The organism is Paenibacillus durus ATCC 35681 (assembly GCF_000993825.1).
Lineage (GTDB): Bacteria > Bacillota > Bacilli > Paenibacillales > Paenibacillaceae > Paenibacillus_AQ > Paenibacillus_AQ durus_B.
This window is the reverse complement of record NZ_CP011114.1, coordinates 4662524-4682144: the sequence shown is the minus strand read 5'-3', so window position 1 is coordinate 4682144 and position 19621 is coordinate 4662524. Positions and strand designations below refer to the sequence as shown.

The window sequence follows — 19621 nt, the reverse complement described above, 5'->3', positions numbered from 1 at the left end:
GGGGATTTTTATGGGCATTCGCCCAAGCGCCATTTCCGCGAATGCATATGATGATTATGCCTACTCATTGAAAGGAGCGATCACATATGGGATTTTTTCCAACGCCGGGAACCGGCGAAGGATTTCCAGGGTTCCCGGGCGGACCTGGCGTGCCGGGAGGACCTGGGGTTCCAGGTGGATTTCCCGGACAATTTCCGGGGACTCCGGGACTTCCGGGGGGTGCACCGGGAGGTGTTCAAGCGCCGACGGCCCCTCCACCGCAATTCGTACCGCCAATGTCGGCCACCACATTTGCCATCGACCCCGGCGCGATCAGACACTGCCTGTTCCGCAACACATACATTTGGCTGAACAACGGCGAGCAATTCTGGTTCTTCCCGGTATTCGTCGGGCGTAATTCTATTGCAGGGTTCAGATGGTTCGGTTTCTTCTGGGCGTACTTCGGCATTGATTTGAATCGGATTCGCTCGTTCACGTGCTTCTAAGACAGACAGCGAAAGAGAACAGCCTGCGGACTGTTCTCTTTGTTGTGCGACTTTTCGTGTTTGCTGCTATCATCCAAGAATCAACGGTTCGGGCTTGCAGTGGGTAGTGAGGATCCCGTAGATATTTTTATGGATATTGAAGTAGGCTCGCGAGAAAATCCGGGGGTTGTGAATCCTGCAAAAGATACCGAGAAAAGATGCATTTCCCATGACGCTAACGGAAAAGATAATTAAACAAAGCGAGATCAAAGAAAGAACTACCTCGCAAAGGATGGCCTTAAAACTTGCCGTTACAGACAGCGCGCTGAACCGTACCATAAGTAACGGCAAGCTTTCCGGATAAAACCTCCATAAAAGGGCTTAGACAATGAATGAAGTTGCCGCGGAGGGGATGAGCCAGACGTTTGCTGCCGTACTTGATTATTTAAATTTCAGATCGAAAGGTTTTACCGAGCTGATTACTTAGACCGAAATAATGACGAAAATTATATATTAGAGGACTCCATTTTTGGGGATCGATATGATTTTCTTCAATGATAATTTCTTTGTGAGCATGTATATGCACAGCTTGTGTCTCAATAATGGCAAAGTTAGGGGAATGATCAGGAATTCGAATGTTTTTTACTCTTGCCTCAATTTGTAGTGGGCATTCCATAATTCGTGTAGGTCTTACCGTCTTAGACTCAATGGGAGTTAATCCACTAATAGCATATTTGTCTTTTTGATATGTACATCCATATTTTTTCTTATTTTCAGGAACGGGATTTTTCCCTGTGTAAGGGGCTAGTTGTTCAACATTCTCCCAAAGAGAAGGACTGGGAATATTAATTACACACTCAGGAAGTTGTTCTAAATTTTCAATCGCTTTCCCCCCAAGACCAATTCCTAATACAATACAGTCTCCTAATGCCCATGATGATGAAATAGGGCTAATATTTACTGTTCCATCTTCATTCAATGTATTTAGCAAAATTACAGGAGTTCCATAATATAGAATCTTAGGTTTAATCATTTCTGCGTTTGGAATCTGCTTCGTATTTTTCATTGTATTTCTCCTCCTATTTATACATCCTCCCTAATTGTATAATATAAATAGTTCAATTATCGTCGAAGTATGGATTGCAAAGTGGGGGTCAAAATGAAAGCAAACTCGAATGTAGCTATGATTGCTTCTCTTGTGAGCGAAACTTCTCGCGCAGCAATATTAACTGTCTTACTAGACGGGAAGTTTCATGCAGCAAGTGAGTTAGCATATATGGTAGGAATCCAGCCTCAAACGGCAAGTTTCCATTTAGCAAAATTGGTTAATGCGAACGTAGTTGCCGTTGAGAAACAAGGGAGACATCGGTACTATGGGATTCAAAATCAAGAAGTTGCCCAGGTTATGGAATCATTATTATCAATCGCTCCACCAATTGAAATAAAGTCTTTAAAACAATCTTCAGAAGATAAAGCGCTGCGTTACGCAAGAACGTGTTATGATCATCTCGCCGGGAGTTTAGGGGTGCAATTAACAAATACATTGCTTAGAACGGGTATTCTGCGTGAAGAAAAGGAAGAGTTTACTGTTACTGAAAATGGGAAGAAGTTCTTTACAAGCTTTCAAATTGATTTTGAAAATGTTAAGAACAAACGCTGCTCATTTTCACACAAATGTCTGGATTGGAGTGAAAGACGCCACCACCTTGCTGGAGCGTTAGGAAATGCCCTCCTGGAGAAGTTTTTAGAGCTAAATTGGGTGCAACGTCTACCTAAAACACGAGCGATAAAAATTACTTCTGAGGGTAAAACAGGCTTTAAAGAAGTATTTTCATTGGATATTGAGGACAAACAAAGTTGAATAATTAAAAACCGATTGAACCCAAGTTTCCGACGCCAAAACTAGACTCTCAGACATTAAGGTAAATTAGCTGTGATAGGTGCGAAAACTTGCCGTTACAGATAGCGCTATGAACCGCACCATAAATAACGCCGAAACATAACGATAGTTATAAAATAATCAGCTGCAACGCGGCTCAGCCTGAACCCGCCGAGGTCGCAGCCAATGATTTGTCGTCTACTTCATTCGTTGCCCCGGCCCCTCGGGCAGAGAAGTTCTACCCCGGCTACCCGCGGCTGCACTGGAGGTCTGGCCGAACGGGAGCGCTCGGCGGAAGGATCTACAGGAGGTTATTCATCTGTTAGGCGCTGAGATTGCCCAGCCGCAGCTAAAGAGGCCGCTCATCCAGGCGCTGTGCGCCTTTTTGGAACAGGAACAGGAGCTTAAGAGTCTGGTCATCCAGTTAAAGCAGATTGTTCTATCTGAACGGGATTGATCCAAATAAGCGACGAAGGAGCAGCTGCGGCATGCTCCTTTCGTGACTTTCACCGTTATGACCGTTACAGAGAACCGTAGAATCCTTCAATAGGAGATGAAAAACAGGGAAAGAGGGAAGAAATGCCTACAATACTAGTTGCTGACGATGATGCGAACATTCGCGAGCTCGTCTGCTTGTTTCTACGCAACGATGGATTCGCGACAGCCGAAGCCGCGGACGGCAAGGAAGCGCTGGCCATCTACGCTTCGACGCATGTCGATCTTGTCGTGCTTGATATTATGATGCCGATTATGGATGGGTGGACGTTATGTAAGGAGCTCAGAAGAGCCAATCCGGATCTTCCGTTGCTTATGCTGACCGCGAGAGGCGAAACATGGGAGAAAGTGAAGGGCTTCGAGCTTGGGACGGACGATTATTTGACGAAGCCATTCGATCCGCTGGAGTTGACGGCTCGTGTCAAGACCTTGCTGAAAAGGTACCGGATCGGCTCCGCGCAAATGATTCAGTTGGGCGACGTTATTCTTGATCGGAAGACCTATAAGGTGATGAAAGGAGGAGAGTCGTTCACACTGCCGCTTAAGGAGTTCGAATTGCTGTACAAGCTCGCCGGAACGCCCGAACAAGTCTATACGCGCGAGCAGTTGATCGATCAAGTATGGGGGATCGATTACGCCGGAGATAACCGAACGGTAGACGTGCATATCAAACGCCTGCGCGAACGGTTCGCGGCCACGCCCGGTTTTCGTATCGAGACAGTGCGCGGGCTTGGCTACCGGCTTGAGGTTTCCGAATGATCCGATCCTTATATACGCGAGTCGTCCTGACCTTTCTAGTCTCCGTAATCGGGGGCGCGGTCCTTTCTTTTTTTGTGGCAACCTGGGTATTCAGAGATAAATTGGACGAAAACCTGAGAATCCCCTTGCTTTACTTCGGCCAGGACATTGCCCGGATTTACCAGGCGCTTCCGTTAAGCGAGGCGGATGCGTTCGTAAGCGGAATGAATCAGCTCAACTACTATCATCTTCGAATTTACGAAGAAACGGGAGAGTTCCAGTCTTACGGAACGCTTAACGGACACAATCCTGCCGCCGTGACTATGGAACAAGTAAAAAAAGTACTGGCCGGAGAAGTCGTTCAAGTCAATCCGAGCGGGATTTCTACAACTCTCTTAGGGATGCCTTTTTCGACCGAAACAGGCACTAAAGCCATGTTTCTAGAGCCGATCAGCCCCCCTTCCGCACCTTTTATCACGAAATGGATTTTGAACTTTTTAACCTATTCGTTGGCAACAGGAAGTCTGTTTATTCTGGTAGCTGCCATGTTCCTAGTCCGACCGATTAAAAAGCTGACAAAAGCGACTAGACGCATAGCGGGCGGGGATTTCAACGTCAAGCTGAATATTAAGCAGAAGGGCGAGCTAGGCACATTGGCTCGAAGCTTTGAAGACATGACGCACGATCTGCAGGAGCTTGAGCGGATGCGCAGGGAGTTCGTATCGAACGTGTCTCACGAAGTTCAGTCGCCGCTCACCTCTATATCCGGTTATGCTCTGGCGCTCAAGCAAGCAGACATCACTCAGGATGAGCGCAACCGTTACCTCGATATTATCATGTCTGAAGCCGATCGGATGTCCAAGATGAGCGATAGCCTGCTGAAGCTGAGTTTGCTTGAATCGCAGTCGCAACGACTGAGGTTGACCGCGTTCAGCCTGGACGAACAGATCAGACGGGTTATCGTCGCGATCCAGCCGCAATGGTCGACACGCAACATCCGTTTCGAACTCGACCTGAAGGCCGTTCGAATCATGGCCGACCACGATCTATTAAACCAGGTGTGGACGAACATAATCGGCAATAGCATAAAATTTTCCCCGGATAACAGCGTTATTAGCGTCAGCATCCAACAAGAGATCAAAAACGTGAGCGTTCGTATATCCGACGCCGGCATCGGGATTTCCCCCGAGGACCAGAAGCGTATCTTCGAACGGTTTTTTAAGGCGGATCGCTCCCATAGTCGTAAGTATGGCGGCAGCGGTATGGGACTAGCCATCGTTAAACAGATCGTCTCTCTTCATCAAGGAGATATCCGAGTGGAGAGCGAACCGGGCCGAGGAACGACCGTCATTGTTTCCTTGCCCATTACAGCGCCGACGGAGTAACCGCAACCTTTTTTTATGCCGAACTGCCCTTTGATGAGGAAACCAAAGAGCAGATGAGAATGCTTACTCTTAGAAACGCGTATAATGACACTACCTTGAACGAAATGCAAAATATTTCTGCTAATTTTAAAGGGGCTCAGCATTTATCATTTCCCACCAATCTTCCCCTCCTCTTGTTCGTAGATGCGAGCAATGCCAATAAGGAAGAATGGCTAGCACTCCATGAAGGGCAAATCCAAAATTCCGGCCATGGCAAAGTGCTGACGTTTGAAGCGGCCATTATTTACACCATGTCCGATTTAAAGAAATCGCTGAGAACTTTAGGCAATTTATGCAAGAGATAAACTAAGCGCACCAAAGATTCCTAATCCAGAGGGTATCTCAGAAGTCATCAAATGACGGAGGGATACCCTTAGAGTTTCTTCGTGATGCCAATGACGAGAAGATACGGCTTGCTAAAAATGTGCTGAGAGAAATTTTAAGAGGCAATACTTCTACATAACCAGTGTTTGACTATTTCCCCATCCCATAATAAATTTATATAAGATGCATATAACAAGGCCAAAGCATGGCCGTGACCTAACCATTCAGAGGCGTATCCCCGGCATAGGGGATAACTGCCTCTTTTTTGCGTTGCATGATGGTGTCGTTGTTTCATAAATCTATTAGTTAGGGGCAGGAGCACGAAGATGAACGGAGAGCTTATAAGACAAATCTTGGCCTTCCGGGAGAATCCGATTTAAGCTTATTAAATAGCCACACTTAGTTGAGGCCCCTTAAATTTCGCCCTAACTGTTACGATATCATAAGTAGCGGCATGTTTTTTGGTGGAGAACTGAGTAAAAGGCGTAGTGTCGGAAGTGACTTATTCATTATTAGGTGTCGGATGACGATGGTATACGGAGCTTCACATGAATCTGCTTCACGATCGTCTGAAGCAGGTTCATTTGCGTATTCACATCGGTGCTGTCGATAGCCTGCTTTACTTGATGCAGAGGAACCGGATCGGCAGAGCTTTGTTCTAGCTGCCAGGAGGCATCCAGCGTTCCGAGTTCCTTGTCAACGGCAGCAATTTCTTTTTGCAGAGGTACAACACGCATGAGAAGGAGGGAGATACCAATGCATTTGCACCGTTTCACTTTCTACCTACTTATATTCTCTATTCTTTTCGTTTCTGTAGAGGCTTTTATATCTGTTTGGAAAAGCCACTACACCTTTGGGCTTTACAGCATGAACATGCTGGCACCTGCAATATCATTTATGGTTTTGGTTTTTGTCATCCGTAAGCAAATTGGGACTTCAAAGCGATTTTGGGTTATCATCGCAATCGGGGTCGCTTGTGAATTGATTGCTCAGACGATTTGGGGGTCCTACGAATGGGTATGGTCGATGGAAGCTCCCGAAATCGGCATCGCCGATCTATTTTGGTATTCGAGCTCTTTTCTATACCTGATCGCGCTTTATGTCCGGCTGAAGAGCTCTGGCGAAAGGACCCGGCATCTACTCGATTCCGCCATTCTGCTCATCAGTATATCAGTCATTAGCTGGGGGTACCTGGTGAAACCGGCTTACTACGGAAACGATGACCTGGATTTTTTTACACTTGGGGTAGATTTGATCTATCCTGTGACCTCAGTTCTAAGGTTTTTTATATTGGTCGTTTGGCTGCTTAACGGTGAGCGGAGGTTTAACAGCAAGGCACTATTGTTTCTAATGGGCGGATTCGTATGTTACGTTTTTGGAGATTTGCTATATTTGTTTCTCATCGACATACATCATATGGATTCGCTAGAGACATGGATCGATCCATTCTGGGCATCTGCCTCCTTCTGCTTGGCCTTGGCTGGCTTGTATTCGCTGAATCCGGCTTCGCGACCGATCCTGACTGGTGACACGCGCAGCGTCCGGATTCTCCGTTTTTCCGTGCCTTATATCGGTCTTCTCCTGTTCGTCGGGCTCTTCAGTGCTGGGCAGCCTTTGAACAGTATCTTTTTTGCAGGCCTTACGAGTATTATTGTGCTGATCTTTGTCAGGCAGGTGATGTTTCTGCTAGATTGTGAGAAGCTGCTTGAGCAGTTGAAGCATGCGCTCGAACGGTCGGAATACCTGGCCAGCTACGATAGCCTAACGGGACTGCTCAACCGCAGGACGTTCGAACAAGAGCTCACTATCATGCTTTCATCTGCCGCAGTGAGGCAGGAGCAGGTGGCCGTCCTATTCTTCGATTTGGACAAGTTCAAAATCGTTAATGACCTGTATGGTCACCATACGGGAGATCTGCTGCTGCAGGCCGTCGCGGAACATATGACTCTGCTACAGCATGAAGGTATGCGCTGCGCGCGATTCGGCGGTGATGAATTCGTGATAAGTATCGCCACTCCAAGTGAATGGATCGGCCGATTGGATGAAATCGCCGGTATTATTATACAGGGTATCCCCCAACGTTTCGAGCTAGAGGGAAATGTCATCAACACTTCGCTGAGCGTAGGCATAGCAGTTTTTCCCGATCATGCCCTTAACGTGACTGATTTGATCAAAAGAGCTGACCAAAACATGTACCTGGCGAAACGTGGTGGTAGCTTCTCACCCTAGATATACGCTGTCTTGTACAAAGCTTTAGTAACGGCAATTTGGGAAATCCTAACTTACAGGACATTAGTCTTGAATCATGAGGGCTTAGGAAAGTTGTTGTGATTTTCATCACAGATAAAACACTTACATAGTATGTAATATGTTAAAATATCAGAAGGCATTACCGCTTCACTAACTTAATACTTAGCAAGCTATGATTGCTATGGGCACACTATAGCAGGAGCAGCTTCTGGAGAGACCGCGGAAATTCCGCTGCGCCGAAGGGTTCACAATCTCAGGCAAAAGGACAGAAGAGTACTGAATATGTATTTGTTATGCTGATCGTTGTTAGCAGGATAAGTATTATTCGATATTCTTATGAACCGGGAGATTGGAGGACGTCCAGTCTCTTTTTTTATTGGCACCAAGGTATTGTATTCATAAGGGGGAACTAGGTATGGCACAACCAGAATTAAAGAGAGAGCTAGCAAATCGGCATGTTCAACTTATCGCCATCGGCGGCACCATTGGTACGGGATTGTTCTTAGGATCGGGTAAAGCGATTCAACAGGCAGGCCCATCCATCATGCTTACGTATTTCATCGTGGGGATCGCCGTGTTTTTCGTGATGAGAGCACTGGGAGAACTTCTGTTGTCTAAAGCGGGTTATCAATCTTTTACAGATATTGCTGAAGACTATCTTGGATCTCGGGCCGCGTTTATAACGGGTTGGACCTATTGGTTTTGCTGGATCATGACGGCTATGGCTGATGTGATTGCAGTTGGCGTATATGTACAGTATTGGTTCGATATCCCGCAATGGGTACCTGCCATCGTCTGCTTAATCATTTTATTAGGGCTCAACCTGTTAACGGTAAAAAATTTCGGAGAACTGGAGTTTTGGTTTGCCTTAATCAAAGTGATCACGATTCTTGCATTGATTGGCATTGGGGTCATTTTGCTGATCATGGGATTTAAGACGGATGCAGGATCGGTAACGGTAACAAACCTTTGGGAACACGGGGGCGTTTTTCCGAACGGCATTTCAGGCTTCTTATTTTCCTTTCAAATGGTGGTATTCGCCTATGTCGGTGTGGAATTAGTGGGGGTATCGGCAGCGGAAACATCCAATCCGGAAAAAAACATCCCATCGGCTATCAATAAAATTCCTCTACGGATTTTATTTTTCTACGTTGGCGCGTTGTTCGTCCTGCTGTGCATTAACCCATGGACGGAGCTCAGCCCGGCCGAAAGTCCTTTCGTTAAAACCTTTACTTTAGTAGGGATTCCGATTGCCGCGGGGATTATTAATTTTGTCGTATTAACTTCAGCCGCTTCAGCTTGCAACAGCGGGATGTTCTCAACAAGCCGGATTCTCTATAGTTTAAGCAAGAAACAGCAGGCGTCTTCTCATTTTGCCAAACTGAATAAAAATCATGTGCCAGGGAATTCGTTATTCATATCCACGCTTGTCATATCCGTTGGCGCTCTTTTGAGCAAACTTATTCCGGAGCAGGCATTTGGAATCGTGACAACGATAAGTGCCATTTGTTTTATTTGGGTGTGGGGCGTCGTTCTCGTCTGCCATATCAGATATAAGAAGACCCGGCCGGAATTACAGGCAAAATCAAAATTCAAAGCACCCTTTACGCCATTTATTAATTATGTTGTCTTAGCGTTGTTTGCCGGGATTCTCATCATTATGCTGTTCGCTAGCGAAACACGTCCGGCTTTATTGTTCACCCCGCTATGGTTTATTCTATTATTTATGCTATATCCCAATAAAAGCAAAAAGGAAAAAAGCAGCAATATAGCGACGAACATTAAATAGATTTGCTGTTATGAACGCATTGACTGAGAGGAACCATCAAAGGGCAGCAAGAAAATGATGTTTTTTCGTTTGACCCGGAGGTAGTAAAATTCTTCTTAGGCCGAAGGATATCCCTTGGCATAGGAGAAGCCCCTTTATCATTTAATTGATGGAGGGGCTTCATCTATGTAAAATACAGAACAGATTATATACTAAAGATCATACTTCTCTTTTTCCCAATCAAAAATGGATTTCAATAAGTTTAGAGCCAACATCTGATCATTCAATGGACGCTCAATGAGCAACTCAGCAATCTGCCCAAGGGCATCTTTTTTCTCCATCGGTCCTATATATCGAAATAATTCCTCTAACGATATGTCCAGACCGAAGACCATTTTCTCCAGTGTTTCGAGAGTTAGGTTCTTCTCCCCACGTTCGACTTGTCCCACATAGTTTGTATGTAAACCTGAAAGTTCTCCCAGTTGTTCTTGGGACAAGCCCTTTTCTTTACGCAGTCTTCGAATTCTCTCTCCGATTTTTCTTACAAGTTCGGATTTGGACTCATCCGGCATCTTAACTCACCTCATAACAAGCTTACCTGAGGAAATATGTCTTATTAACACACTATAAATGTTAATTGACTTTTAAATAACATTAATAGATAATCATTTTTATGAGGTAGCATTTCCCATTACATACAATAAAATTCGATGTTACTCTAAACAATAAATTTACACCTTGATACGAAGGAGGCCCCGCCCTTGCGCTCTTCCATCCTAAAATCCCTCAAGCCGGATATCATTGTCGAAATGTTGGAAATGGCTTTTCACTTCGAGAATTGGGACAAGCTACTGAACACATCGGATATTCTCTACAGCTATGCACAGTGCATTTATGAAGAGCGGCAGTATTTCAAGGCCAAGAAATTGCCTGTACCGCTGGTAGATATGGCGCGTCCGCTGGTTTACTATTACGGGTTCAGTCAACTGATGCGGGGGATTGCTTGCCAGAAGCAGGGCCAGTATGATCAGGCCAGAGAATCCATCGATAAATATGCGGAACTGGGCTGGATGGAGGATTTAGGGGAAGACGGCATGCAGATTGTCGAGGAGTTCAGGTTCCTGGCGAGGGCAAATGGATATGCGCTGGATATTTTGTCGGGGAAGACGGAGCGGCTGGCGGAATATGTATGTTTTTTAAAGGACAATCCGGAGGAGCTGCTGCCGGGGCTGGGTACGATATTGCAGGCTGCGCTGCGGCATAATCTGAATGTGGATAATCTGTTAGATACGTTTACGGAGCAGGCTGCTGAGTTTGGGGAGTATGAGGATGCAGGCAATGTCTCGCATTATTATAGCTATTGTTATCACTTGGCTTTATACCATAAGCAGGCAGGCAGACAAGATAAAGCGTTGAAATACGTGATGCAGGCATTGATTCTGGCTCACCAGTCGTGGAATGACAGGAATTTTAAAAAATGTATGGCCCTATTCGAATCGCTGCGGGAAGGGGCGACAGAGGAACGGATTCGGCAGTTTGAGGAATGCTTGAGGGGATGTCTGATGGAGGTTTACCAGCAGCCGGTTTAGTCTGTTCGTCTTCCTCATCGGAGGGAGCTGCAAATCACAGGCTTAATACCCAAAAAAGTAAGCGGTGAAGCTAAATCGCGGTGAACCGTACTATAAGTAGGGGCAAGTTTTTTTGCGGCTTTCCTTGCGGGGCATGGGTTTGAATATATGTGCGCAGGCGATTTTATTTAGCGCTCTTAGGTTCAATAAGGCTGTGGTTACGTAGAGTTTAGTTGTGCTAGCGATAAAGAATCGGCTAGCAGAGCTCATATTACCGGCCGCTCCGCTCCATGACAGTCGTCCATCTCCTGATTCCACTTGCAGAACCACCTCATCGTATTTTCCCAACCTATGCATTGTTGATATCTATTCTATGGTCAAAATATATACTGATTGTCTTAGAGAAGACATGCCGTTGTATTTTTCGATAGAAACTGACAAAAAAGTATCCCAACATTATAATTGTTATATATATCCTATAGGCGGCACTGACCAGGAGGACGGCATGCAATTTCAACCAATGTATTATGATGGGGAATTATTTCTACCGAAGATCGAATTAAATATGACGTCGAACCAAGCGATTGGCATTATAACGGACTTGAAGCGAAAGCAGCTTTTAATGAATCAATTAGTGAATCATTCCCAATATTATTTATTTCGGGCTGGGCAAAGCGAGTATATGCGTTTAACGGTGGAAGAGCTAATCACTTTTCTAATCAAAGTAACGGAGAAGAATGAGCGTGTCGCTTTCTTAATGGATTATTTTGCTATAAAAGAAGAACGGAAGGTAAAAATCAAGGATCTAAGCTCATCGAAAAGGATGTATGTGACATTGCTGCGTGTCTTTTTTGCACATCAGCCTACACTTGTACTGGAGGAACCCTATTTTTACTTGGAAGAACAAGATCGTCGTCATTTTAAACGGATTTTAGATGACCTTTCGAAAGAAAAGCAGATTTTAATTTTAACTTCGAATTTAGAGGATGCCATTATTTCCTGTGATGCCATTTATCGATTGAACGAATCGGGATTTCATCAATTGGATATTCGGGACTCAGAAGAGAATAAGCAGGAAGTACAGAAACAAGATGAAGCCAATATAACCTTGCAGAAGATCTCTACAAAAAGAAATGACAAAGTGATTTTATTTAATCCGCCTGAAATCGATTTTATAGAAAGTATAGATGGTTCGATCCTTGTTCATGCGGGTGGGGAAAATTATGATTGTGGTTTGACGCTAACCGAGCTCGAGCAGAGATTGTTAAATTTCGGGTTTTATAGGTGCCATCGATCATACATCGTTAATCTGCAAAAAGTTAGAGAGATTATTACATGGACGAAGAATAGCTACAGCTTGCGATTAAATACAGATAAAGATGCCGTGGTTCCGTTATCTCGTTCAAAATTGCATGAATTAAAAGTACTCCTTAACATTTAATTTCCGGAGTAATGCTGAACCAATCAAGCATTCAATGGTACCATTCAGGCGATAACAGCTACATTTCGGCGGGTTTTGATGGCTGGAAGCATGCAATCTGTATATGTTTAAGTCATCAACTCTAAGGAAGTGGCGTTTATGGATGTTATCCAAGTAGAACGTATTCGAAAGAGATTTGGAAATAAGGATGCGTTAGCAGATGTGTCTTTTTCAATTCCGAAAGGTGAAATTTTTGGTTTCCTAGGTCCGAGTGGTTCAGGAAAAACAACATTAATTAAGATTTTAACGGCGCAGTTAAATCCGACAAGTGGACAGGCAAGTGCATTCAACCAGCCAGCGGAGATGATGCAGCAGTCTGCACAAAAGATGCGCTTTGGCATTTTGACGGATAACAGTGGTCTATATGAGAGGTTATCGATTGAGGAAAATCTAGAGCTGTATCGTAAGTTATATGATCTTCCTAGATCTTCGATCGATAAGGTGCTGCAGTTTGTAAATTTAAGCGGAGAGCGCAAAAAGAAAGTCAATCTCTTATCGAAAGGGATGCGTCAGCGTGTCATGTTGGCATGCGCGATTATCCATGAGCCAGAATTATTATTTTTAGATGAACCTACTTCGGCTTTAGATCCAGTAAACTCAGCACATATTTATAAAGGATTACGCTACTTAAATGAGAATGGGACAACGATCTTTTTAACAACACATGATATGGCTGAGGCAGAATTGATATGTAACCGTGTAGCGATTCTGTATCAAGGACAAATTCAAACAATGGGCTCACCAAGGGAACTAAAAAAACAGCATCGGGAAAACGTAGTTTGTGTTGACTTAAATAATGGGGAAGCATACGAGCTCCCAATCGGTGAGGAAACAGCTGATCAAATAGCTGATTGGATGAAACGAGGGTTCATTGATCGAATAGAAACGAAAGAGCCAAGTCTGGGTGATATCTTTATTAAAATGACAGGAAGTGAGTTACTATGAGTATCTCATTAAAACGTGTCCGGGCGATATTTGTGAAGGATTATAAAGAATTTTCACGTAATTATGCTGTTTCCATTATGTTGATTTTTCCAGTTATTCTCGCACTTCTTTTTCGGAAGGCAGGTTCGTCTTTGCCTGGAGCCAGCGGTTTTCTTTTTAATACTTCGTTTGTAATACTAACATGTTTCGCACAAGCATGTTTGATTGCGGAAGAAAAGGAGCGTAACACTTTACGGTCGTTAATGTTGACTCCGGCCACGGCCATGGATGTGCTAATTGGTAAAAGTTCATTAGTCTTTGTAATGTCTGCTGTTGTTCTGGCTATTTCTACGTTTATATTTGGCTCTGTGCCAGCTAGTATATGGGCGTTTGTGCCAACAATCATTCTTTCGATTATTCTCTATACAGCAGCCGGGACGATATGTGGTTTATTCTCAAAGACGTTGCTTGAAGCATCATTATCTATACTTCCTGTGGCTTTCGTATTCATGGGGGCGCCTTGGGGAGCGATGTTTGTGAAAGATTATCCAATCTTCAAAGTGCTGGATTATGCGCCAAGCAGTCAGCTTGTGCATTTGCTAGGTATAAGCAATACAGGCTTTACGATGGAAGATTTATTAAAACCCCTCCTCATTACTTTGGCATGGACGGTTGTATTAACGATTGTGTCTGTTGTTTTGTATCAACGACGGTTAAAGGATGAGTAGAAAAAAATTTTACAAAAAAACCACCAGTCGGTTGTCCGTTGAGTAACTCGTCTCCGTATCTTAGATTGTTACACAGTTTACCCAACAATAATTGAATAAGCCTGTGTCCGAGGCATTGGAGATTTAACTGTTCTCCTTATGTGGATTATCCGATCTTTTCTATTTTTATAGAGTTTGATTATACTTTAGCCATTATAGAATCGCGTATTTCTACTGAGGAGGAATCAAATTCCGATGAATTTAGCTGTCAAGTTGATGCAAAAATTCAAAGACCGCGATACCCAGAATAAGCTGAAGTTCTATCGGGACAAAGCGGAGCTCATCAGGAACCGGAATTTGCATGCTTGGGACGATGGGCAGCTTCAAGCGGAATCCCTCCGGCTGCAAGAAAAAGCGAAATCGGGCAAGCCTTTAGATGAGCTGCTTGTCGATGCTTATGCGTTAGTCTGCGAAGCAGCGAAGCGAAAGCTCGGATTACAGCCTTACGATGTCCAGATTATGGCTGCCATCGCTCTGCACGAGCGATATTTGATCGAGCAGCATACCGGTGAAGGAAAAACACTCTCTGCTGTTATGCCTGCATATCTAAATGCACTGACCGGCAAAGGCGTTCATGTGCTGACTTTTAACGATTATTTGGCCAAGCGGGATGCGGAGTGGATGGGCCCGATCTATCGTTTCCTCGGGTTAACGGTAAACTCGGTTCAAGCCGGCATGAGCCTGTCCGAGAAACGGGAAGCATACGCCAAGGATATAACCTATGTTACGGCCAAAGAAGCGGGATTCGATTACTTGCGCGACACAATCGCACTAAGCGAAGCCGATACCGTGCATCGCCCCTTCCACTACGTTATCGTCGACGAAGCGGATTCGCTGCTTCTCGACGAAGCGCGGGTGCCGCTAGTCATCAGCGGCGATTCGGCCTCTTCCAGGAGCGACGACTTTCGTTTCGCAGAAGTGGCTCGGCAGCTCAAGCAAGCAGAGCATTACGACTTCGACGAGTTTCAGCGGAACGTTTACTTAAATGAAGCAGGCGCTGCGAAAGCGGAATCGCTGCTGGGATGCGGCAATTTGTACGATAGCCATAACGGTCACTTGCTGACGTCATTAAATTGCGCGCTGCATGCGGAATCGTTATTAAAGAAAGAAGTCGATTACATCGTCCGGAACGGCAAAATCGAGCTGATCGAAGAATATACCGGCCGCGTAGCGGAGAACCGGTATTTGCCGGACGGGCTGCAAGCCGCGCTTACGGCCAAAGAAGGGCTGCACTCCATTGCCGGCGGGAAAATTCTCGGGACGATCACCATTCAACACTTCATCAGCCTGTATCCGCAGATTTGCGGAATGACGGCTACCGCATATGCTTCCGCAATGGACTTCGAAGACATTTATGCGCTGCAGGTCGTGCAAATTCCGCCGAACCGGCCAAACATTCGGATCGACTATCCGCACCGGATTTATACTCATAAAGAAGCCAAGCTTAAAGCGCTCGTACATGAAATCTCATCCGTCCATAGGACGGGACGTCCCATTCTCATTGGTACGTCAAGCGTCGAAGAATCTGCCCTGCTGGCGGAGGCGCTGGCGGCTGCCGGCGTGCCTTGCCATGTTCTGAATGCGAAGAACGACGCGGAAGAAGCCGACACCATCTCCAAAGCGGGAGAAACCGGCGCCGTGACGGTGTCTACAAATATGGCGGGACGCGGCGTTGACATCCGGCTCGGCGGCGGCGACCCCGCGCAAGCAGAGGTAGTCGCCAAGTTGGGCGGGTTATACGTGATTGGCACCCATGTGAACGAAAGCGTGCGGATCGACGACCAGTTGCGTGGGCGTTCCGGCCGCCAAGGCGACCCGGGAGCTTCCGTTTTTTATGTAAGCTTGGAGGACGAGCTGCTGCTTCGCTTCGGCATTTATAAAGCGGTTCGCGCTCCCAGGCAGGATGAGGCTCTTGAAGAGCCGGTACTCAGCAGCAAGATCATAAGTATTCAGCATATTGTTATGGGCCAAAACTTCGATATCCACAAGGAACTGAACTGTTATTCGGATATGGTGGAGGATCAGAGGCGGCTTCTATACGAGGAGCGGCTCCGAATTTTGAAAGGCGAGAAGCCGATGAGTCCTTCAGAGCAGCGGGTCCGGCTTTTTTATATCGACGAGTTCTGGGCTGAACATCTGGCGTACATTTCTTACCTTCGCGAAAGCATCCACTTGGAGAGCCTTGCCAGCCGCAATCCGATCGACGAATTTCATGCGCAAATCACCGAAGCCTACGAGCAAATTCCTTCTAAAGTAAATAGTGCGTCGGAAAATATGCTTGAAAGGCTCGGAGGTTCGAATGATCCGGCAGAGTGGGAAAAGCTCGGTTTGAAGAGCCCTGCCTCCACTCGGACTTATATTATCAGTGATCAATATATCCAGAATAAGCGCAGCTCATGGACCGGAACGACTGTATTTGCTTATTGGATTCGCATGATTATGAGGCCGATATTCAGACTGTCAAAATATTGATGCAGCGTAGCTTTTTCAAGGATGATCGGGACGAATACGAGCGAACGCTCGATTCATCCTGCGCTGAAAATGTTGAAGCGAAGCGTTGACTCCGTGTTGACTTCGGCAATAAAAAATACATCGCAAGGGCGTACAGGCCCCATGGCGATGTATTCAAAGTTGAAGTACTTTGGATTAAATCTGTTTCCCTAGAATCTGATTATATATCTTGTCCGCGTGGATTTCTCAATTTTATAATCGGTATAACCATACCAACCACTGCCGCCAAAGCTATGGCGGCTTTTTTGCACTCATTTTGAGAGGGCGATTTATATGCCGATGGCAGTTTAAAGTTGGACGAATATATTTGAAGTGGTGGTGAGTCGAGAAAACGTAGTTTGTGTTGACTTAATAAATGGGGAAGCATACGAGCTCCTGATAGGTGAGGGAACGGCTGATCAAATAGCTGATTGGATGAAACGAGGGTTAATTGATCTTTGCCTGGAGCTTTCGGTTTTATTCTAAATACTTCGTTTGTGATACTAAAAAGCCCCAGGAATCAAATTCCTTGGGCTTTTCATATGGCTATTTTTGCAAAGACCTTATTCAACATCATAACAAATCGCCAAGAAACAGTCTATACTTTTTTTTCCAAATCACTTATATTGATCATGCAATAATTCAATAGAAGGAGAGCGGAATATGGACGGATGGAGTCATTTATTACAGGGAAAACTCGGGGTTTGGGTGGAAAGAATTTTTGGAAGGGGTTATCATCCGGAAGAGGCAGTGCAACTGCGCGGCGGAGCGCAGAAAGTCGTTTATTCGGTTTGTTGTTCGAATGGTTTTCGCTTTATTCTGTATGTTTGGGATGTACGGTTGACTACTTTCGCGAAGAACTGGAGCAGGAGGAACAACCTGAGCCCATTTCCGGTTTCGGAGGACGACAATTTCAAATGGTTAACGCCTTTCTGAGGAAGCTTCAAATTCGTACACCGGAGCTCTATCACTTTGAACCGGGAGACCTCAAAGGTGAGGTGGATTTCGCATTTGTCGAGTACATCGAAGGGAGGGAAGCCTCGGATTTCTTTCAAGCCGATCTCGCGACTCAAGATCAAGTATTCGAACCTCTTTCCGGGATGCTGAACAGAATGCATCAACAAACTAGGGCGCATTGGGGAAAACTAGATGAACCGATACCGGAAGAGCCTTCCGGGTGTCATTTACCCATGTTGACAAATGCTTACCGGCAGCTGGAGTATTTGTCCGCTAATATTTCGGAATTTCAGAATCATCACGGCAAGTTTGTTCAAGTAATAGAAGATTTAGCTGCAAAAATTGTAACAAGATCGTGTTACAGCTTCATCCATGCGGAGCTGGGACCGAACCATGTTCTGGTGGATAATCAGTTGCGTCCGTGGTTGATCGATATCGAAGGTGCCTTGTTTTTCGATCCTGAATACGAGCACAGCTTCATGGAGTTCCGGTTCGACAACTACAGGCGTTACTTGAAGCATACTCAGCTGGACCCTCATAGGATGGCTTTCTATAAGTTGTATCATCATATTTCCTACAGTGCTGGTCCCCACCGGTTGCTTCAAAGAGGATATCCAGACGCAGAATTAGTTAAACAAATCATGGAGTTTAATACGCAGAGTGCCCTTCAGATTCTTACAGATTATTTATAAATGAACCAAGATTTTAGGTGAATCTTTGAACGGGCCATCCATCCGGATGGCCTCTAATAAATTTGCCGTTACAGACAACAAGGAGAACCGTAGCATAAGTAACGGCAAGTTTTACCTGGATTTTCATGAAGAGAGCAGCTCATAGTGGTAGTCACTAGTGCTGCTCTCTGTACTAAGATCCGAACTTTTTAACGACAGGAATCCAAATTTCCATTTCATACATGTTGTTACCGCGATCGTAAGTCATTTCCAACTCGGGACCGTTTGCGGATTCATAATTAGAGCTCGGAAACCATTCTCCCCAAATACGCTTCCAAAAATCTTGAATATTGCTCTGTCCGTCGGCGTAAAGACCGGTTGAGAATATTGCGTAAGTTTGTGGGGGGATCTGAAGCTTCTCGAACCCATCCGGCAAGCCGCTCTGGGGTAAGAAATAACCGATCATGTAGGATAAATTTTCTTGCTTTTTGTTGTATAATACCCCGTGGATCTGGGAAGTATCTCCTAGTCCTGCAACGGTACGAATACGATTAACAGTTCCATCGGAGATACATCTGGTCCAAAAAGCAGGTATTTCAATAAACGGATTCTCGTCATCGGCATTGACCAGAGTCGAAACACCGAACATTTCAAAGGCTTGTTTTTCCTCGATTTTGTAGTTCATTTCCACATCTCCTCGAATCGAAATATGAAAGGATAGCCGAGGATAGGCTTTTAGTGACACGCCTTTGTTGCGCGCTGACATTGGCATCTCACTATGCATTTTTTTGAATGCTCTGGAGAATGCCTCGGGCGATTCGTAACCATACTTCAAAGCGATGTCGATGACCTTTGCACCGCTTTGTTGCAGTTCAAATGCGGGAAGGGTAAGCCGTCTGCGCCGAATGTATTCTGAAAGACTTTTCGTAGTGCCTTGGCACCGGAATCGTCAGCCTATCATGCAGATTATCCTACACCATCACTTTCTAACAAGGAATAGAAATTATCACGGTCTGCGTCATCAAATTTGCCAAGTGTCCGTACCCTAACAAATTCATGTCCGCCATACATGTTTATTTCCTCACCGTACCTATTGTAGAGCGCGATCATATTGCCATCCTGATTCAACTCCATGTACCCGTAACATTTTGCTTCAGGCGCTTCACCGTAAAAGAGCGTAAATCTGACTTTGATCACTCTGAGCATGCTGATCCTCCTTTTCTGTCTTTCGTATTGGCTTTGAATTTATACAGTATCCTCCATAAAATGTCAACCGATAAAGTTTCCACGTGATTAAATCAAAAACCCCCGGCATCCCGCCGGGGGTTCAACTATGCATAAATAAAGTTTGCGCACAAAGAAGCACTATGCTATGATTGAAGAACTACTGATGTTATTTAAAAAACCAAATAGTAATCCCAT

General features: G+C 45.1%; 17 protein-coding genes, 2 pseudogenes and 1 riboswitch. Of the genes and pseudogenes, 13 read left to right on the top strand and 6 right to left on the bottom strand.

Annotated elements, in window-relative coordinates; genetic code table 11:
• The first annotated feature begins 86 nt into the window (after positions 1 to 86).
• Positions 87 to 485, top strand: a complete 399-nt coding sequence (locus VK70_RS21855; RefSeq protein WP_025699949.1) for a hypothetical protein — start codon at positions 87 to 89, stop codon at positions 483 to 485.
• A gap of 424 nt (positions 486 to 909) precedes the next feature.
• Here the strand turns inward: VK70_RS21855 and VK70_RS21850 are convergent, their stop codons facing one another.
• On the bottom strand, positions 910 to 1530 hold the full coding sequence (locus tag VK70_RS21850) for a flavin reductase family protein (protein WP_025699950.1): 621 nt from the start codon (positions 1528 to 1530) through the stop codon (positions 910 to 912).
• A gap of 93 nt (positions 1531 to 1623) precedes the next feature.
• On the opposite strand from VK70_RS21850, the gene VK70_RS21845 reads away from it, so the two are divergent.
• The 4 genes and pseudogenes from VK70_RS21845 to VK70_RS21830 form a co-directional block, all read left to right on the top strand.
• Entirely contained in the window at positions 1624 to 2325 is a 702-nt protein-coding gene (locus VK70_RS21845; protein WP_025699952.1) for an ArsR/SmtB family transcription factor, read from the top strand.
• 597 nt (positions 2326 to 2922) lie between these two features.
• A complete protein-coding gene (locus tag VK70_RS21840; protein WP_025699954.1) occupies positions 2923 to 3597 on the top strand; it encodes a response regulator transcription factor in 675 nt (224 codons plus the stop codon).
• Positions 3594 to 4961 (top strand): sensor histidine kinase, encoded by a 1368-nt coding sequence (locus VK70_RS21835; protein WP_025699956.1) that lies wholly within the window; start codon positions 3594 to 3596, stop codon positions 4959 to 4961. The genes VK70_RS21840 and VK70_RS21835 overlap by 4 nt, the downstream gene beginning before the upstream one ends.
• A gap of 14 nt (positions 4962 to 4975) precedes the next feature.
• A pseudogene (locus tag VK70_RS21830) lies at positions 4976 to 5310 on the top strand (alpha/beta hydrolase); the annotation flags it as partial.
• A gap of 526 nt (positions 5311 to 5836) precedes the next feature.
• Here the strand turns inward: VK70_RS21830 and VK70_RS21825 are convergent.
• Positions 5837 to 6061 carry a hypothetical protein gene (locus VK70_RS21825; protein WP_025700690.1) on the bottom strand — a complete coding sequence of 75 codons (225 nt, stop codon included), beginning with the start codon at positions 6059 to 6061 and terminating at the stop codon, positions 5837 to 5839.
• 19 nt (positions 6062 to 6080) lie between these two features.
• On the opposite strand from VK70_RS21825, the gene VK70_RS21820 reads away from it, so the two are divergent.
• The gene (locus tag VK70_RS21820) at positions 6081 to 7553 is read left to right on the top strand and encodes a GGDEF domain-containing protein (protein WP_025700689.1); all 1473 of its coding nucleotides are present in this window, start codon (positions 6081 to 6083) and stop codon (positions 7551 to 7553) included.
• A 219-nt stretch (positions 7554 to 7772) separates the two neighbouring features.
• Positions 7773 to 7853: riboswitch (glycine riboswitch) on the top strand.
• A gap of 136 nt (positions 7854 to 7989) precedes the next feature.
• Entirely contained in the window at positions 7990 to 9363 is a 1374-nt protein-coding gene (locus VK70_RS21815) for an amino acid permease (RefSeq protein WP_025700688.1), read from the top strand.
• Positions 9364 to 9554: 191 nt separating this feature from the next.
• Here VK70_RS21815 and VK70_RS21810 read toward each other — a convergent pair whose 3' ends face one another.
• Positions 9555 to 9914, bottom strand: a complete 360-nt coding sequence (locus VK70_RS21810) for a helix-turn-helix domain-containing protein (RefSeq protein ID WP_025700687.1) — start codon at positions 9912 to 9914, stop codon at positions 9555 to 9557.
• A gap of 189 nt (positions 9915 to 10103) precedes the next feature.
• Here VK70_RS21810 and VK70_RS21805 point away from each other — a divergent pair, with 189 nt between their 5' ends.
• From VK70_RS21805 to VK70_RS21780, 6 genes are all read left to right on the top strand, one after another.
• The gene (locus tag VK70_RS21805; RefSeq protein ID WP_052756029.1) at positions 10104 to 10931 is read left to right on the top strand and encodes a DNA-binding protein; all 828 of its coding nucleotides are present in this window, start codon (positions 10104 to 10106) and stop codon (positions 10929 to 10931) included.
• A 484-nt stretch (positions 10932 to 11415) separates the two neighbouring features.
• Complete coding sequence (locus tag VK70_RS21800) at positions 11416 to 12351, top strand: LytTR family transcriptional regulator DNA-binding domain-containing protein (protein ID WP_025695002.1); 936 nt, start codon at positions 11416 to 11418, stop codon at positions 12349 to 12351.
• Between the two features lie 138 nt (positions 12352 to 12489).
• Complete coding sequence (locus VK70_RS21795; RefSeq protein WP_025695003.1) at positions 12490 to 13335, top strand: ABC transporter ATP-binding protein; 846 nt, start codon at positions 12490 to 12492, stop codon at positions 13333 to 13335.
• Positions 13332 to 14042 carry an ABC transporter permease gene (locus tag VK70_RS21790; protein ID WP_025695004.1) on the top strand — a complete coding sequence of 237 codons (711 nt, stop codon included), beginning with the start codon at positions 13332 to 13334 and terminating at the stop codon, positions 14040 to 14042. Before VK70_RS21795 ends, VK70_RS21790 begins: the two co-directional genes overlap by 4 nt.
• A gap of 234 nt (positions 14043 to 14276) precedes the next feature.
• On the top strand, positions 14277 to 16553 hold the full coding sequence (gene secA2 / locus VK70_RS21785) for an accessory Sec system translocase SecA2 (protein WP_025695005.1): 2277 nt from the start codon (positions 14277 to 14279) through the stop codon (positions 16551 to 16553).
• 689 nt (positions 16554 to 17242) lie between these two features.
• Positions 17243 to 18220 (top strand): phosphotransferase, encoded by a 978-nt coding sequence (locus VK70_RS21780; protein ID WP_082210255.1) that lies wholly within the window; start codon positions 17243 to 17245, stop codon positions 18218 to 18220.
• A 172-nt stretch (positions 18221 to 18392) separates the two neighbouring features.
• Here VK70_RS21780 and VK70_RS21775 read toward each other — a convergent pair whose 3' ends face one another.
• The 3 genes and pseudogenes from VK70_RS21775 to VK70_RS21770 form a co-directional block, all read right to left on the bottom strand.
• Positions 18393 to 18884: a GyrI-like domain-containing protein gene (locus tag VK70_RS21775; RefSeq protein WP_233277723.1), complete on the bottom strand. Its 492-nt coding sequence runs from the start codon at positions 18882 to 18884 to the stop codon at positions 18393 to 18395.
• Between the two features lie 126 nt (positions 18885 to 19010).
• Positions 19011 to 19070: pseudogene (locus tag VK70_RS29605) on the bottom strand (hypothetical protein); the annotation flags it as partial.
• A gap of 95 nt (positions 19071 to 19165) precedes the next feature.
• The gene (locus tag VK70_RS21770) at positions 19166 to 19405 is read right to left on the bottom strand and encodes a hypothetical protein (protein ID WP_025694968.1); all 240 of its coding nucleotides are present in this window, start codon (positions 19403 to 19405) and stop codon (positions 19166 to 19168) included.
• Positions 19406 to 19621 lie beyond the last annotated feature (216 nt).